This window comes from Flavobacterium melibiosi, assembly GCF_048158545.1.
GTDB lineage: Bacteria > Bacteroidota > Bacteroidia > Flavobacteriales > Flavobacteriaceae > Flavobacterium > Flavobacterium melibiosi.
Window position 1 is genome coordinate 386,328 of the sequence record NZ_JBLNKU010000001.1, and the last position, 16,649, is coordinate 402,976.

Genomic DNA, 16,649 nt, shown 5'->3' on the forward strand with positions numbered 1-16,649 from the left:
TTTAAGGTAAATGAACTTGATTAGATTTTTGAGAAGATTCTCTTATGATAACATTGGTTTCTAATTCAATAGTTCTCGGTGTAAAAGGAATTCCTTCTTTATGGCAATTCATTTCTTCCAATAATAAATTAAAAGACTCGATTCCCATTTCATGAGTTGGCTGATCTATTGTGCTCAATTTGGGTGTCAATACTTGTGACATAAACCAATTACTGAAACCAATTACAGCAACTTGCTGAGGAACTTTAATTTTGTTGTCATTAAAATGCGATAGTACACCTACTGCAACCAAATCTGTAACTGCAAATATTCCATCAACATCAGGATGATCTTTTATTATCTGTTTTGCAAAATCTAATCCTTCCTGAAAAGTCACTGTTTCACATGTATAAACTAATTTTGTATCAAAAAGAATATTGTTTTTTTCTAAAGCTTTTTTATATCCTATATAGCGGTCAATTGAATTTTGAGGATTTAAAGGGCCTCGAATGTGAACAATCTTTTTACAACCATTGTCAATTAAATGTTGAACAGCATTAAATGCTGCTTTTTGGTCATCTATGATTACTTTTGAACAGTTGATTAATTTGTTAATTTTATCAAACATGACAAAAGGGATGTTCCTGTTGACAATTTCTTTTAAATGATCGTCATTATTTGACTCATTAGAAAGTGAAATAATAATTCCATCAACTCTTTTTTTGATCAAAAGTTCTACCTGTTTTTTCTCTAAAGCTACTGATTCATTTGATTGTAAAATAATAACCAAATAACCATTTTTTTCGGCTTCATCAATAATAGCATTTACCACGTTCGAAAAAAAATGATGTACAACCTCAGGGATAATTAAACCAATAGTTTTTGATTCTTTTGTTCTTAAATTAACTGCAAAACTATTAGGAGTATAATGTAGATTTTGAGCAAGTTCAATTACTGCTTGTTTCGTTTTTGCACTAACATCTGGATAGTCTTTCAAAGCTTTTGAGACAGTTGTTATTGAAATTCCTAATTTCGTTGCAATTTCTTTAAGTGTAATGTCTTTCATGAATGAAATTTCTTTGTATTTAATTTTAGAACAATATTTTTTTGAAACGGTTCTCTTGTGTCTCTTTTTTTAAACTCTTATAGTATAAAAAAAGGTTTAAGTTTAAATTCTTTTTACCAAGGTATTATTTTTTATCTTATTTCTATGCTTTTTATTAAAATAAACAGTTTTGTAGAAATTAGTTAAATCAAATAAATACTAATTAAATGTTTTTCTTTAATAAGTTAAAATTATTAAGTAGATTCCCTTTCAATTATGCTTGTTCCTAATTCAATTGACTGAAAAATTACAGGTGAATTGTTCTTTTTTAAATTAATTTCATCGAATAAAATTGATGCTGATTTTCTTCCAATTTCAAATCCGGGTTGGTCAATGGTTGAAAGTTTTGGACTTATTACACTTGACATAAACCAATTGCTAAAGCCAAAAACAGCAATTTGTGTTGGAATAGCAATACCTACTTCATTACAGTATTTAATAATTCCAACCGCAACTAAATCAGTGACTGCAAAAATAGCGTCTATTTCTGGATGTTCATTAACTACTTTTTTTGCATTTGCGTAACCATCTTCAAAATCCGGGTTGTTTTCACATACAAAAACTAGAGACGAATCATAGGCAATGTTATTGTCTTCCAATGCTTTTTTGTAACCTAAAAATCGATCAATAGAATTTTGGGGTAGATAGGAACCTCTAAAATGGGCAATTTTTTTATATCCTTTTTTTATAAGATAACTAACGGCATCATAAGCTGCTTTTCTATCGTTAATAGTTACTTTAGAACAGTTAACAAGTTTTGCAATTTTATCAAAAAGTACGAGTGGAGTATTATGGGAAAGGATAGTCTTTAAATGTTCAAATTCATCAGTTTCGTTAGACAAAGACATTAAAATTCCATCAACTCTTTTATTTAATAAAAGGTCAATTTGTTTTTTTTCAAACTCGAATTTTTCATTTGATTGTAAAATAATAACCAGGTAATCCCTCTTCTCAGCTTCTTCAAGAATTCCTTGAATAACATTTGAAAAAAAGTCATGAACAAGTGTAGGGATTATCAAACCTATTGTTTTAGATTCTTTTGTTCTTAAGTTTACTGCAAAACTGTTAGGTGTATAATGTAGATTTTGAGCGAGATCAATTACTGCTTGTTTAGTTTTTGCACTAACATCAGGATAGTTTTTCAATGCTTTTGAAACAGTTGTTATTGAAATTCCTAATTTTGTTGCAATTTCCTTAAGAGTGGTATCTTTCATGAATTGGATTTCTACGTATTTAATTTTATGAAAATATTTTTCAGGAACAGTTTTTTTAAAATTTGATAAGTCTTAGACTTAATTTATATTTATTAAAAATGGCTATACTTTAGTATATTCTTTTACAAGATGTTAATTTTTATCGTATTTCTGTTTTTTTTATCAAAATAAATTAATTAATTGCAGATCAGTTAAATTGTTAAATACTGTAGTTTACTGCCTTGTTAAATTCTTAGATTTTTAAGTGGACTGCCTTTCAATTATGCTTGTTCCTAATTCAATTGACTGAAAAATTACAGGTGAATTGTTCTTTTTTAAATTAATTTCATCGAATAAAATAGAAGCAGACTTTTTTCCAATTTCAAATCCAGGTTGGTCAATTGTTGAAAGTTTAGGACTCATTACGCTAGACATGAACCAATTGCTAAAACCTAAGACGGCAATCTGTTGAGGGATTGCAATTTCTACTTCGTTCAAATATTTAATAATTCCAATAGCTACTAAATCTGTAACTGCAAAAATCGCATCGATTTCCGGGTGCTCATTTACAATTTTTTTTGCGTTTTCATAACCATTTTCAAAATCCATGTTGTTGTCACACACATAAACCAACGATGAATCATAGGGGATGTTATTATCTTCGAGTGCTTTTTTATACCCTAAAAATCGGTCAATGGAATTCTGTGGTAAGTAGGCACCCCTAAAATGGGCAATTTTTTTATATCCTTTTTTTATAAGATAACTAACAGCATCATAAGCTGCTTTTCTATCATTTATAGTTACTTTAGAACAGTTAACAAGTTTTGCAATTTTATCAAAAAGTACGAGTGGAGTATTGTGAGAAAGAATTGTCTTTAAATGTTCAAATTCACCAGTTTCATTGGATAAGGAGATTAAAATACCATCAACTCTTTTATTCAATAAAAGATCAATTTGTTTTTTTTCAAACTCTAATTTTTCATTTGATTGTAAAATAATGACCAAGTAATCTCTCTTCTCAGCTTCTTCAAGAATTCCTTGAATTACATTTGAAAAAAAATCATGAACAAGAGTAGGGATTATCAAACCTATTGTTTTGGACTCTTTAGTTCTTAAGTTTACAGCAAAACTATTTGGAGTGTAATTTAGTTGCTTCGCTAAATCGATAACTGTTTTTTTTGTTTTTTCACTAACATCTGAGTACCCTTTCAAAGACTTTGAAACGGTTGTTATAGAAATTCCCAGTTGAGAGGCAATTTGTTTGAGAGTGGTGTTATTCATGTTTCAATACTCTAAATAGTAAAAGCCGAATAAAAAACTGTTTCTTGAAAAACGAATTTACAATTTATTTGTTGTAATTCAATTTTCAAGAAACAGTTTAACTGGAAATTATCTATTTTAGTCTAATTTTTTGTTTTTAATTATTGTTTGAACTCTATTATGATGGCTTCGTAAGGGCGTAAAATATTGTTTTCCAGTTTTTTAATTCCAGTATAATTGTCTAAAATTATTTTAGATTTAGCAGTGGAAATCCCAATGTTATAAGTGCTGTTTTTATCAGTAAAATTTAATAATACCAATAATTTTTTACCATCTAATTCTCTTGTGTAGGCATATACATTTGGATTTTCTTTGTCTAATAACGTGTATTTCCCATAAATAAGTGTTGGCTCTTTTTTGTGTAGTTGCACTAATTTTCTAAAATAATTCAAGACTGAATTTGGGTCTTTTTCTTGTACTTCGACATTAATGCTTTCGTAGTTAGGGTTTACTTTTAACCATGGTTTTCCAGTAGTAAAACCTGCGTTTTGAGTTTTATCCCATTGAAAAGGAGTCCTTCCGTTTTCTCTGGACGTTTGTTTTTGACCTTCTAGAAAAGCCTGTAAATCGCCACCTTTATTTTTTAAACCAATGTATTTGTTGCGCGTATCTACATCGGTATAATCCTCTATGGAATCGAATCGAATGTTGACCATTCCTAATTCATCTCCATAATAATAATAAGGAGTTCCTCGCATTGTCATCACAAAAGTAGAAAGCATTTTTGATGAAATTTCTCGAAATTCAGGAGTATCATTACCAAATTTGCTGACCATTCTAGGTTGGTCGTGATTAGCGATAAAAATAGAAAGCCAACCTTTGTCTTTAAAGGCTTCGTCATAACGAGAAAAAATTTCTTTGTATTTTACAAGACCAAAATCATTTAAATGTTTGCCAATATCAACACTTTCGAAATGGTAAGCCATGTTTAATTCTTTTCGATCGGGATCAACAAATAGTAATGCATCTTCAGGAGAACTCCCGGCACCTTCCGCAACGGTCATAATATCATATTTGCTAAAAACTTCTCTGTTCATTTCTTGCAAATAGTCATGTAAATGCGGACCAACTCCATAGTACTTTATGATGTTTTTTTCATATCCTTTTGGTAGTTCTGGCCAAGTGGTGTCTTTTGAAGCAAATTGAAAAGCGTCCATTCTAAAGCCATCAATGCCTTTGTCTAACCAAAATTTCATGATATCATAAACTTCATATCTAACTTTTGGGTTTTCCCAATTTAAATCGGGTTGTTTCTGAGAAAAATAATGAAGATAATAGGAATCCGTTTGAGCATCATATTTCCAAGCGTCACTATTCACGTCAAAAAAGCTCCATCTGTAAGGTGGTTTACCTTTTTCGGCTGGCCACCAATGGTAATAATCTCTATATTTATTATCTCTGGAACTTCTGGATTGTTTGAACCATTCATGTTCGTCGCTACTGTGATTCACCACTAAATCCATAATGAGTTTAATGTTTCGTTTGTGCATCTCTTTTAACAAAAGATCAAAATCCTCCATTGTTCCAAAATCTTTCATGATTTCGCGATAATCGCTAATATCATAACCATTATCATCATTTGGAGAAGTATAAATGGGATTGAGCCAAACAGCATCTATCCCTAAGCTTTTTACATAATCCAGTTTAGAAATGATTCCTTTTAAATCTCCAACGCCATCACCATCACTGTCTTTGAAACTTCTAGGATATATTTGATAAACAACGGCTTCTTTCCACCATTTTGTATCATTCTTTTGAGTTGTTTTTACAGACATGTTTTGTGCGGATGTGCTCCCTGCTGCAAATAACATCAGAGCACATAATAAGTGTAATTTGATAATAGATTTCATGGTTTTTTGTGTTAATTATCTGGATGTTAGGTGTTGTTTTTTGTAGGGTTCATAAATGTATGAATTGCTTTATCTGTTATTTTTGGGTTTGCGCCTTCATTTTTTGCTACTAAAGCGCCCATCGCACAGGCAAAATCAATTGCGTTTTGTGGATCGTCATTGTTTAATAATTTGCAAAGTAATGCGGCCAAAAATGAATCTCCGGATCCTACGGTATCAACAACATCAATTTTATAGCCGCTATTGTAATACATTTTTTCGTTGTAGTATAAAACTGCTCCATGGCTACCTTTGGTTACACAGATGTGTTTTGTATTGGTATGCTCTGCTATAAAAAGAATATTTTGCTCCAGTGAATGGTAAGGGGATTTTAAAAAAGCACTTATTTCATACAATTCATCATCATTAAATTTTATAAAATCGGATTGTAACATTAATCTAATAAGAACTTCTTTTGTGTAAAATGGCGCACGTAAATTGACATCAAATATTTTGTATTTCGCATAATTTATTAGCTCTAATAAAGTATTGAACGAAATTAAATCCCTGCAAACAAGACTTCCATAAACAAATGCATCAGCTTTTTTCACGACACTTTCAACTTCTGGATTGCATTCGATTTTATCCCAAGCCACAGGGTAATTGATGGTGTAGGACGCAGATCCTTTTTTGTCTAATTGAACTAATACTTCTCCGGTTGAAAGGGATTCGTCGATTTGAATAGTGTTTGTTGATACACCATTTTCTTTGATGAAATTTAATAGCTCTTTGCCTATTTCATCATTTCCGATGCGACTTATTATTTGAGCATTCACTCCTAGAGAAGCCAAGCGTAGTGCTACATTCAATGGTGCTCCGCCAATTTTTTTATGTGTTGGAAAAACATCAAACAAGACTTCTCCAAAACAAACAACATTGAGTTTTTTTTTGATATTATTCATTGTTAAGCATTTTATGTTCTAATTCTTCTAGTGATAATCCTTTAGTTTCGGGCATCATAAATAGTACAAAGACCAATTGTAAAACCATCATAAAGGCAAAAAAGGCAAATATAGGCCAAGGATTTTCTTTAAATAAATCAATAACAACTGGTCCAGCCAAAGTAATTAGGGCTGCAAAAATCCAGTGAATCCCGGTTCCAAACGATTGCCCATTAGCACGAACATTATTCGGGAATATTTCTGAGATAAAAACCCAAATTACCGCTCCTTGTCCTATAGCATGTGAGGCAATAAATAGTAAGATGGATATCATTAAAATAATAGCACCTAAATTATTGTGAAATGCGAAAGCGACCATTCCTAAACTCACAATATATCCAATTGAACCTATTATCATCAGTTGTTTTCTTCCCAGAACATCTATTAATCGCATGCCAACGATAGTGAAGATTAAATTTGTTAATCCAATTAAAATGGAATTCAACAAAGATTCTTTGGAGGCTAAACCCGCCATTTCCAGTATTTCCGGAGCGTAATACAAGATGAAATTGATTCCTGATAATTGATTAAAAAAAGCAAGCAGAAAAGCTAATATAACAGGCAGTTTGTATTTGTTTGAAAAAATAGTTTCTTTCACTGAAGCATCAATAACATCTTTTTTAATTTCATTAAAACTTTCTAAAGCTTCCTCTTTTTCGTAGATCATTTCCAATACCTGCAAACCGGCTGCATCATCTCTCTTTTTTAAGATTAACCAACGCGGGCTGTCTGGAATTTGTAAAACTATAATGCTATAAATCAACGCAGGAACAGCTACAATTCCTATCATCCAACGCCAGTCATTTACGCCTCCAAAACCTTCAAACAAGTAATTGGAGAAGAAAGCAATCAAGATTCCAAATACGATATTGAATTGAAATAAAGCAACTAGCTTTCCTCTGTTTTTTGCACTGGAAATCTCAGAAATATAAATTGGCGCCGCTACTGAAGAAGCTCCAACTCCTATTCCTCCTATAAAACGGAAGAATGAAAAAGTATAAGGATCTGGCGCTAATGCAGAACCTAATGCCGATACTAAAAATAAGATACCGATCCAGAAAAGGGTCTTTTTTCGGCCCAATCTATCACATGGAATTCCACCGAATAAAGCACCAAAAACTGTTCCCCATAATGCCATAGACATGATAAAAATTCCATGAAATAATGGTGTGGTGTGCCATAATTCTTTGATCGGCAAATTCGCGCCTGATATTACCACGGTGTCAAAACCAAATAAGAATCCCGCTACAGCTACGGTAAGAGACCAATTTCGGACGTTATTCATTTTTTATAGTTTTTTGGTTATTTGTTTTGGTTGTTTGTTTTGGTTGTTTTGGTTGTTTTTTGATTTTCTAAGAAAGGATATTAATTTACCAAATTCCTTTTATCTTGTTTATTGTAATGTTTTTAATTTCCTGCTCTTCATTTGATTGAATGCTTAAATTGGTATAAGGTTTTTTTGGAAAAATTTGTTCTGTAAAGCTATAAATACCGCCATTTAAGAAAATTTCAATCGAGGACCAGTCTAAAAGGATACGATATTCTACAGTTTTCGAAATAATATTGGGAATTGAAGTTTTGTGAATCTCTTTTCCGAAATTTTCTTCGAAATTTACAAATCCAGAATGGCGTCTGTCGATGGAAAAAATGTTTTTTGTGACATTGTAATCAATTACTAAGGAGTCTTTTACTGTATTAGAAAATATCAATTTTAGATTTTTTGACTGCGCCTTAAATTTTACCTCCGATTGATTAAGATTATCGTAAATTAAAGTGATAGTCTGATTTGCTGGGATGACCAATACATCTTTTGAGAATTCAGAAATCACTTGTTTTTTAAGTTGTTCAACTGCAGCGTTTTTTAGGACATAATCGCCTCTTAGCTTTTCAAGGGAAAGTTCTCTGGGTACCGTCATGGCACTTCTCCAGTTTTTTGTGGGTGTATTTCGAGCATAATGCCAATTACTCATCCATCCTATAAATATGCGTTTGTTTTTTGGTGCATCATTATAAGTTACTCCTGCATAATTATCTGCTCCATAATCAACCCATTTAACCTCTTTTTGCTTGGTTTTAAAACTTTTTCCATCAAAATCACCAATGAAATATTGTGTACCTGATCCGCCATTGGGTGCGCCAGGATTGATACTGATAAGCAAAACCCATTTTTCTTCATTGGAATTGGCTACTTTTAACTTGAAAATATCGGGACATTCCCAAACGCCGCCATGTGCTCCGATGCCTTTGCCAAATTCGCTCTCGAATGTCCAATTTATTAGGTTTTTTGAAGTGTAAAATTGAGCATGATCACCAGCTACTAAAACCAAATTCCAAAGATTTGTTACTGAGTTCCAAAAAACTTTGGGGTCTCTAAAATCTTTTATATCAACATTTCCTATGATTGGATTTCCTTCATATTTCAACCAAGTATTTCCTTCGTCTAAACTGTAGGCTAATCCTTGTGTTTGAAAATTTGTTTTTCCTGATTTTTCGCCTTCCATATCATGATAGGTGAAAATAGCAATCATTGGCGGGTTTGCTAAAGTTCCTAAACCAGAAGTGTTTTTTAAGTCCACTACAGCACTTCCGGAAAATATCATTCCAAGTTTATCAGGGAATAAGGCAATTTTTTTTTGTTGCCAATGAATTAAATCAGTACTGGTTGCATGCCCCCAATGCATCGGTCCCCAAACAATGTCTTCCGGATAATATTGGTAAAACAAATGATAGACTCCTTTATAATATACCATGCCGTTAGGATCATTCATCCAGTTTTTTTCTGGAGAAAAATGAAATTGTGGACGAAAGGGCTCTTTGTATATTTTTGAAGAATCAATTGCTATTTTTTCAGAAGAATGAATTGTAATGACATCATTACTTTCTTCTTTTTTACAAGAAAAAAAGGATAATACGATTGCGAGGGAAAGAAAGATAAATAGGATTTTACTTATGAATTTCATTTAAAAAATGATTTATTTTTATATTATCTCTATAAAAATAGAATTATTTTTTTTTAATTATTTAATATGTGATAATCAAAAACGTTTTCGATAAGTCGAAAACGTTTTCGATTTGTAATCAACGTACTATATGAGATTATTTATTTTTTTAACAAATTAATTATATAAGTTTGAAAATATTTTTAAAAAATTACAATTATGATTTCAAATTTTAAAAGCCTGATATTCCTGTTTTTCGTGAGTCCAATTGTTTTTGGTCAAACAAAATCAGATGAGTGGCATTTATATGCAAACTCCAGAGAAAATTATTATGGAGTTGCGATGGCAAATGGTCAAATAGGAATTGTTACAGACGATACCCCTTTAAAAACAAAAGAGATAATTCTTAATGGTGTTTATGATGGCAGTCCTGAAAATGGAATTAGTAGAATTGTAAGAGGAATAGAATTTTTGAATCTTCATTTAACTATAAATAACCAAGAAATCAAATCTGATAATATAGACAACTGGAGTCAAGTGGTTTCTATGAAAGAGGGGACAAGTACAACTTCATTTAATTTCAAAGATTTTGCAAGTATTAATTATACGATTTTGGCCAATCGAGCAATTCCTTTTTCTGCAATGGCTATTGTTGAAATTATGCCTAATAAAGACATCGAAATTATTGCGAATAATTATATGATAGTTCCAGATGAATTGAAAGATGCTAAAAGTCAGTTTCGAGTTTTAAAAGACAATCAGTATATGATGCCTGTTTTTGGAACAACTGCTAAAACATTAACTGGCAAATATACGGTTGCGGCTTCGACGACTTTTCTTTTTGACGGACAAAGCGAATCCCTAAAACAAAATGGTAACGAAGTTGGGTTTGCTAAAAAATTACTTAAAGGAAAAAAATACCGATTTGCAGTAGCGGGAGGGATTTGTACTTCAAAAGATGTTACGGATCCTTTGAATGAATCCGAGCGACAGCCTATTTATGCTTTGCAGGAAGGAATTGATAAATTACTCAATCGTCACAAGCAAGCTTGGGCTGAATTATGGAGTACAGGAGATATTCAAATTGAAGGGGATTTAGATGCACAGCAACGCGTTCGTTTTGCTTTGTATAATTTATATTCTTACATCCGTCCCGGAACCAGACAAAGTATTGCTCCTATGGGATTATCATCACAAGGGTATAATGGACATATTTTTTGGGACACGGAACTATGGATGTATCCAACACTTTTAGCATTACAGCCTGACATGGCTAAATCATGTTTAGATTACCGTTCAGATCGTTTGCAAAAAGCCAAACAAAAAGCGTTTATTTATGGTTATAAAGGAGCGATGTATCCTTGGGAGTCAGATGATACTGGTGAAGAGGCCACGCCAACCTGGGCATTGACAGGGATTTTTGAACAACACATTACCGCTGATGTTTCGATAGCTTTTTGGAATTATTACTCCTACACGCAAGATAAGTCTTGGTTGAAAAAAGAATGGGCTGTGCTGAAAGAGACCGCTGATTTTTGGGTCAGCCGTGTGGTTAAAAATCAGGATGGAAGTTTTTCTATTTTAAATGTAGTGGGCGCTGATGAATATGCGCAACACATAGATGATAATGCCTTTACGAATGCTTCAGCCATTGAGTCGCTAAAAAATACGATTAAGGCAGCTACAATTTTGAATGAACCAATTGATCCAAGATGGATAGCAGTATCAGATAAATTAGCTATTCATGTTGAAAATGGTATTACCCAAAATTATAAAGGATATCGAGGGCAAATAATAAAACAAGCGGATGTTAATTTACTTGCGTATCCTTTACACGTTATTACAGATAAAGATCAAATCAAAAGAGATCTGGAATATTATGCAGAGAAAATTGACAAGAAAGATGGTCCGGCCATGTCTTCCGGAGTTTTATCTGTTTTATACGCGCGTTTGGGGGATAAAGAAAAGGCATATAATTATTTTGTAAAATCCTATTTGCCTAACAGCCGTCCTCCTTTTGGTGTATTTTCGGAATCAGCCAATAGTAATAATCCTTATTTTGCTACAGGTGCCGGTGCGATGCTTCAAGCTGTTATTTATGGTTTTGGAGGTGTAGAACAAACTGATCTTGGATTGAAATACAATAAAGGGCTGCTGCCAAAAAAATGGAAGTCCCTAAAGATAATTGGTTTAGGATTAGATAATAAAACTATCACTATAGAACAATAATATAAAAACTAATACTTTTTGCCGCGAATACACTTTTTAATCCGTTTGAGATTATTAAAAGAGTTGTATTCGTGGCTTTTTTTATAGTAATTATCCAAAAAAGCAGTGGGATAAAAATTATTGTAAAAATATAGAGCAATCCAAAAGTGTTTGGATCTTAATAAAGTATTCCATAAAAGATAAGTTGATTCATCTATTTCAATAGAAAGACTATTTATTGAATATGCATATAAAAGGCAAATAAATCAAAGAATCTTTAATGGTTTCTTTTAAAAGACTTTTTTATTGGGGAATATTTAAGTCTTTCGTTTCATAAATTAAGGTAAATTATAATAATATGTTTTTTTTCATATCTTTTTTTATATTTTATATAATTTTAGTATTAATATTTTAAAGTATTAATTTTAAAATCGAAAACGTTTTCGACTCAACGAAAACGTTGTAGTTAGTAATTTTCTTAAAATTATCATAAAATTAGTATTATGTTTACGAAATATTTTAAAACAAACCATTAAAACAAATTATTAACCAACTTATTTATTACGTATGAAAAATAGTCTAATTAAAGGCTTGATGGTGTTTCTAACGATGCTATGTACTAGTTTGACCTACTCGCAAGATGTGTCCGGTACAATATCTGATTCTAGCGGTCCGCTTCCAGGGGCTTCTATTTTAGTAAAAGGAACAACAAATGGAGCACAAACTGATTTCGATGGAAAATTTACTATCAAGAATGTTGGCTCAAACGCAGTTTTAGTTTTTAGTTACATTGGTCTTAAAACTCAAGAGGTAAATGTAGCAGGAAAGAGCACAGTTAATGTAGTGTTAAAAGAAGACTCAGCTGAATTAAAAGAAGTAGTAGTTATAGGCTACGGTTCAGTTAGAAAGAAAGATGCAACGGGTGCAGTTGATCAAATTGGAGCAAAAGATTTTGACAATGTATCTTCTCCTTCGCCTGCTCAATTATTGAGAGGTAAAGTTGCAGGTGTTCAAGTTACACAATCTAGTGGAGAGCCAGGAGCTGGTGTTGCTATTAGAGTTCGTGGTAACTCATCTATTCGTTCTGGAAACGGACCGTTAATTGTTATTGATGGTGTGCCATTAGATGGTGGAAGTGTTTCTGGTGGTGGTGATGATTTATTAGGAGCGTCTTCAGCAAGAAACCCATTGAACTTTGTGAATCAAAATGATATTGAAAGTATAAGTGTATTGAAAGATGCTTCTTCTACTGCTATCTACGGTTCTCGTGGTGCTAATGGTGTAATTGTAATTACTACTAAAAAAGGAAAATCAAAAGAACCTCAATTAGCTTACAGTACATCAGTACAATTCAGTAAGATGTCAGGTAAATTTGGTGTAATGGGTGCAGATGAATTTGTTGCTGCTGGTGGAGTTGATAAAGGATCAAGAACTTATGACTGGAAAGATGCAGTTTTACGTAATGGATTTTCTATGAATCATGATTTGTCTTTTAGCAAAACAACCGAAAACTCAAATACTAGAGTATCTTTTGGAGCAGCTAATACAAACGGTATTGTTAAAAATTCAGGTTTAGATAAATACAGTGCTTCGGTTTACAATTCAAATGATTTCTTTGGTGGAGCTTTAAAAGTTGAATCAAGATTGATTTACGCTTCTATAAAAGATGAAACTACATTGTTATCTAATAATGCAGGTTTTATTGGTAATTTAATTGGTACAGCATTGTATTGGAATCCAACATTGCCAATTTATAATGCAAATGGTTCTTATAATGTAGTAAGTAATACGTATTTGAATCCTGTACAGTTGTTAGATGCTTACAAAGATTATACTAATACTAATAAAGTTTTGGGAAGTATTAATACTACTTGGAAGATCAACAGTAAATTGAAATACCAATTCTTATTTGGTATAGAAAGTTCTAATTCTATTAGAAAAAGTCAATTATTGCCAACTATTGATATCTTGAATGTTGCTCAGGCAGCTGTTCCTGGTTCTACTGAAGTTAAACATGGTCAGGCTTCAATCAATAGTCAAAACAAGTTTAATAAAACTTTTGAGCATACATTGAATTATAATAATGATTTTGGTGATAACTTTAATTTAGATGCATTAGTAGGATATTCTTATTATGATTATACAGCTGATGGAAGTTTTTCAAGTGCTAAAGGATTTGATTTGGCTCAAACTAACTTGATTGATAATATCGAAGGTGGTCTTCAAAATGAATTTAGAGTTTCTTCTTATAGAAATAGAGTAGAATTACAATCTTATTTTGGGAGAGTAAATGCTACATTATACAAAAAATTAATTCTTACAGGAACTTTAAGATCTGATGGATCTACTAAATTAGGAGTAAATAATAAATACGATTATTTTCCATCTGTTGGTATAGCTTATAAAGTTATAGAAGATAAAGAAGGTTTGTTGAATAGCTTCAAAATTAGAGGGAATTACGGTATTACAGGAAATCAAGAATTTGCTCCAAACTCCGCAATTTCAAGAGGTTCTTATGGAATTAACGGTACTTTGGCTGTAGATACTAATTCTAATGCTGATTTGAGATGGGAAACTACTAAATCGTATGGTGTGGGAACTGATTTTGAATTGTTTAACAATAAATTGACAGGTTCATTGGATTATTTCCAAAGAGATACTAAGGATTTAATTTTCCCAGTACCTGCAGCTGCTACGCAACCAGGACCACCATCTCCACGTTTCAAAAACTTACCTGGAAATTTAATTAATAAAGGTGTTGAAGTCTCTTTAAATTATAAAGTAATTGATACAGAAGATTTGACTTGGGATGTTTCAGGAAATGCATCTTTCTTAAGCAATGAAGTTAAAAACTTTGCTGGTTTCATCTCTACAGGAGGATTGAACGGTCAAGGATTATCAGATGCTTATGCTCAGGTAATTACAAACAATAAACCAGCATATACTTATTATATGTACGAGTGGAGAGGGTATGATGCTAGTGGAAATTCTATCTATGCTGATGCAGCTGGTAATGATACAGGTTTAGGTACTGCGGCTAAAAAATTATTGGACAAACAACCTTTACCAAAAATAAATGTTGGTTTCTCTACTAGTCTTGCTTTTAAAGGATTTGATGCTAGTGCTTCTTTCTATGGCGCATTTGGTCATTACATCTATAATAATACAACTAATGCTTATTTCTTTAAAGGGGCTTTCCTTGGAGGTAGAAACGTTACTCAAGAAGCAGCTGCTTCACCACAAGCTCAAGGAGATCCAAACTCACCATCTACTAAATATTTAGAAAAAGGGGATTTCTTAAGAATGGGTAATTTAACATTTGGTTATACAGTTAAAGGAGATGTTTTAGAGAAGTTTAAAATTAAAACAGCTCGTTTCTATGTGAATGCATCAAATCTATTTATAATTACAGATTATTCAGGTTCTGATCCTGAGGTAGATACTGATAAATCTTTGAATGGTGTACCTTCTGCTGGTATGGAGTATTTATCTTATCCAAGAGAGAAAAGTGTAGCTGTTGGACTTAACGTAACATTTTAATTAAAAAACAATGAAAAGAAATAATATTATAAAAAGCATCTTATTTGCCAGTACAATTGTACTAGGGGTAAGTTGTACTAATCTAGATGAAGAAGTATTAGATGGTGTAGTTATTGATAATACTGCAGGAGGTACTGTTAATACAGCATCTTTATTGACTAGTGCATACAATGGATTAAGAGGTTTTCAAGATATAGGCGGAATGTTCGCCTTAGACGAAATGTCAAGTGATGCTTTAGTTGGGCCTACTCGTGGTGGTGACTGGGATGATAATGCAAAATGGAGACAATTGCATACACACACATGGGCACCTGATAATAATGAGATTAGAGGAGCATGGAATTCTTTATTATCAAACGTTTACAATTGTAATTTGGTTGTTGAAAACGGTACAGCTACTGAGGTAGTTCAAGCTCGTTTTTTAAGAGCATTTTATTATTATAATGTAGTTGATTTGTACGGTCAAGCACCTTATAGAGAAGCGGGTTCTTCATTAGAAGCTGATCCTAAAGTTTGGACTAGACAAGAAGCAACTGCTTTTGTAATAAGCGAATTAGAAGCGATAGTTGGAAGTTTACCTGCTCGTGTTGCTGGGGATGCCAGTATTGCAAACAAAGATGCGGCTCACTTTTTATTAGCTAAATTGTACTTGAACAAAGGGGTTTTCAATGCTGCTGATGCTGCAGGACCTTATGTTTTTGATGCAGCTGATATGACAAAAGTAGTATCTCATGTAGATGCAATAAGCAGCTCTTTGGCAGCGGATTATTGGGATAACTTTAAACCAAACAACAATACATCTCCAGAGATATTATTCTCTTCTAAAAATTTAAGAGGTGGTGCCGGTGGAGGAATCCAATCAAGATGGAGAGCGGGTATGCATTATAACCAAACACCTGATGGATGGAATGGTTTTGCTACTGTAGCTGAATACTATAACAAATTTGATCCTAATGACAGACGTATTAAAAATGCAGATCCAGCGATTATTGCATCTTTTGGTAACAATGTTGGATTTCAAGTTGGTCAAATGTACAAACCAGGTGGTGTAACTCCATTACAAGATAGAAATGGTAACCCATTAGTATATACTGCTGCATTAACTTTGATTACCGGAGGTGCTACTTTAGAAACTGCAGGTATTAGAACTCAAAAATATATCCCAGATGCTGAAAATTTAGGTACTCCAGAAAATGACTACGAATTGATGCGTTATTCTGATGCTTTATTAATGAAAGCTGAAGCTGTATTAAGAGGTGGAGCAGGAAGTGTTGGAACTATTATGACTGATATTGCTGCTAGATCGGGTCAAGCTGCTTCTCCAGCAACTTTGGATGGAGTATATCTTGAAAGAGGTAAAGAATTATGGCATGAAGGATGGAGAAGAAATGATATGATTCGTTTTGGTAAATTTCTTGCTTCAAGAGAATTGAAACCTTATGTATCTGATAATAGATATGCTTTGTTTCCTATACCGGCAGATGCTTTGTTTAATGCAAATTTAAAACAAAACCCTGGTTACTAAGAGTTGTTTA

General features: G+C 32.5%; 10 protein-coding genes. 3 read left to right on the forward strand and 7 right to left on the reverse strand.

Annotation, left to right across the window (positions count from 1 at the left end):
• Position 1: 1 nt before the first annotated feature.
• The 7 genes from ACM55F_RS01630 to ACM55F_RS01660 form a co-directional block, all read right to left on the reverse strand.
• Positions 2-1,045 (reverse strand): LacI family DNA-binding transcriptional regulator, encoded by a 1,044-nt coding sequence (locus ACM55F_RS01630; RefSeq protein ID WP_416851945.1) that lies wholly within the window; start codon positions 1,043-1,045, stop codon positions 2-4.
• Between the two features lie 233 nt (positions 1,046-1,278).
• Complete coding sequence (locus ACM55F_RS01635; protein ID WP_416851946.1) at positions 1,279-2,298, reverse strand: LacI family DNA-binding transcriptional regulator; 1,020 nt, start codon at positions 2,296-2,298, stop codon at positions 1,279-1,281.
• 240 nt (positions 2,299-2,538) lie between these two features.
• The gene (locus tag ACM55F_RS01640; protein ID WP_416851947.1) at positions 2,539-3,558 is read right to left on the reverse strand and encodes a LacI family DNA-binding transcriptional regulator; all 1,020 of its coding nucleotides are present in this window, start codon (positions 3,556-3,558) and stop codon (positions 2,539-2,541) included.
• Between the two features lie 140 nt (positions 3,559-3,698).
• Entirely contained in the window at positions 3,699-5,447 is a 1,749-nt protein-coding gene (locus ACM55F_RS01645; protein ID WP_416851948.1) for a glycoside hydrolase family 13 protein, read from the reverse strand.
• A 26-nt stretch (positions 5,448-5,473) separates the two neighbouring features.
• A complete protein-coding gene (locus ACM55F_RS01650; protein ID WP_416851949.1) occupies positions 5,474-6,388 on the reverse strand; it encodes a carbohydrate kinase family protein in 915 nt (304 codons plus the stop codon).
• Complete coding sequence (locus ACM55F_RS01655; protein ID WP_416851950.1) at positions 6,381-7,712, reverse strand: sugar porter family MFS transporter; 1,332 nt, start codon at positions 7,710-7,712, stop codon at positions 6,381-6,383. Before ACM55F_RS01655 ends, ACM55F_RS01650 begins: the two co-directional genes overlap by 8 nt.
• A gap of 85 nt (positions 7,713-7,797) precedes the next feature.
• Positions 7,798-9,387 carry a glycoside hydrolase family 32 protein gene (locus ACM55F_RS01660; protein WP_416851951.1) on the reverse strand — a complete coding sequence of 530 codons (1,590 nt, stop codon included), beginning with the start codon at positions 9,385-9,387 and terminating at the stop codon, positions 7,798-7,800.
• Between the two features lie 198 nt (positions 9,388-9,585).
• On the opposite strand from ACM55F_RS01660, the gene ACM55F_RS01665 reads away from it, so the two are divergent.
• From ACM55F_RS01665 to ACM55F_RS01675, 3 genes are all read left to right on the forward strand, one after another.
• Positions 9,586-11,595, forward strand: coding sequence for a glycosyl hydrolase family 95 catalytic domain-containing protein (locus tag ACM55F_RS01665; RefSeq protein ID WP_416851952.1), 2,010 nt, complete (start codon positions 9,586-9,588; stop codon positions 11,593-11,595).
• 546 nt (positions 11,596-12,141) lie between these two features.
• The gene (locus ACM55F_RS01670) at positions 12,142-15,114 is read left to right on the forward strand and encodes a SusC/RagA family TonB-linked outer membrane protein (protein WP_416851953.1); all 2,973 of its coding nucleotides are present in this window, start codon (positions 12,142-12,144) and stop codon (positions 15,112-15,114) included.
• Positions 15,115-15,124: 10 nt separating this feature from the next.
• Positions 15,125-16,639: a RagB/SusD family nutrient uptake outer membrane protein gene (locus ACM55F_RS01675; protein ID WP_416851955.1), complete on the forward strand. Its 1,515-nt coding sequence runs from the start codon at positions 15,125-15,127 to the stop codon at positions 16,637-16,639.
• Positions 16,640-16,649: the final 10 nt, after the last annotated feature.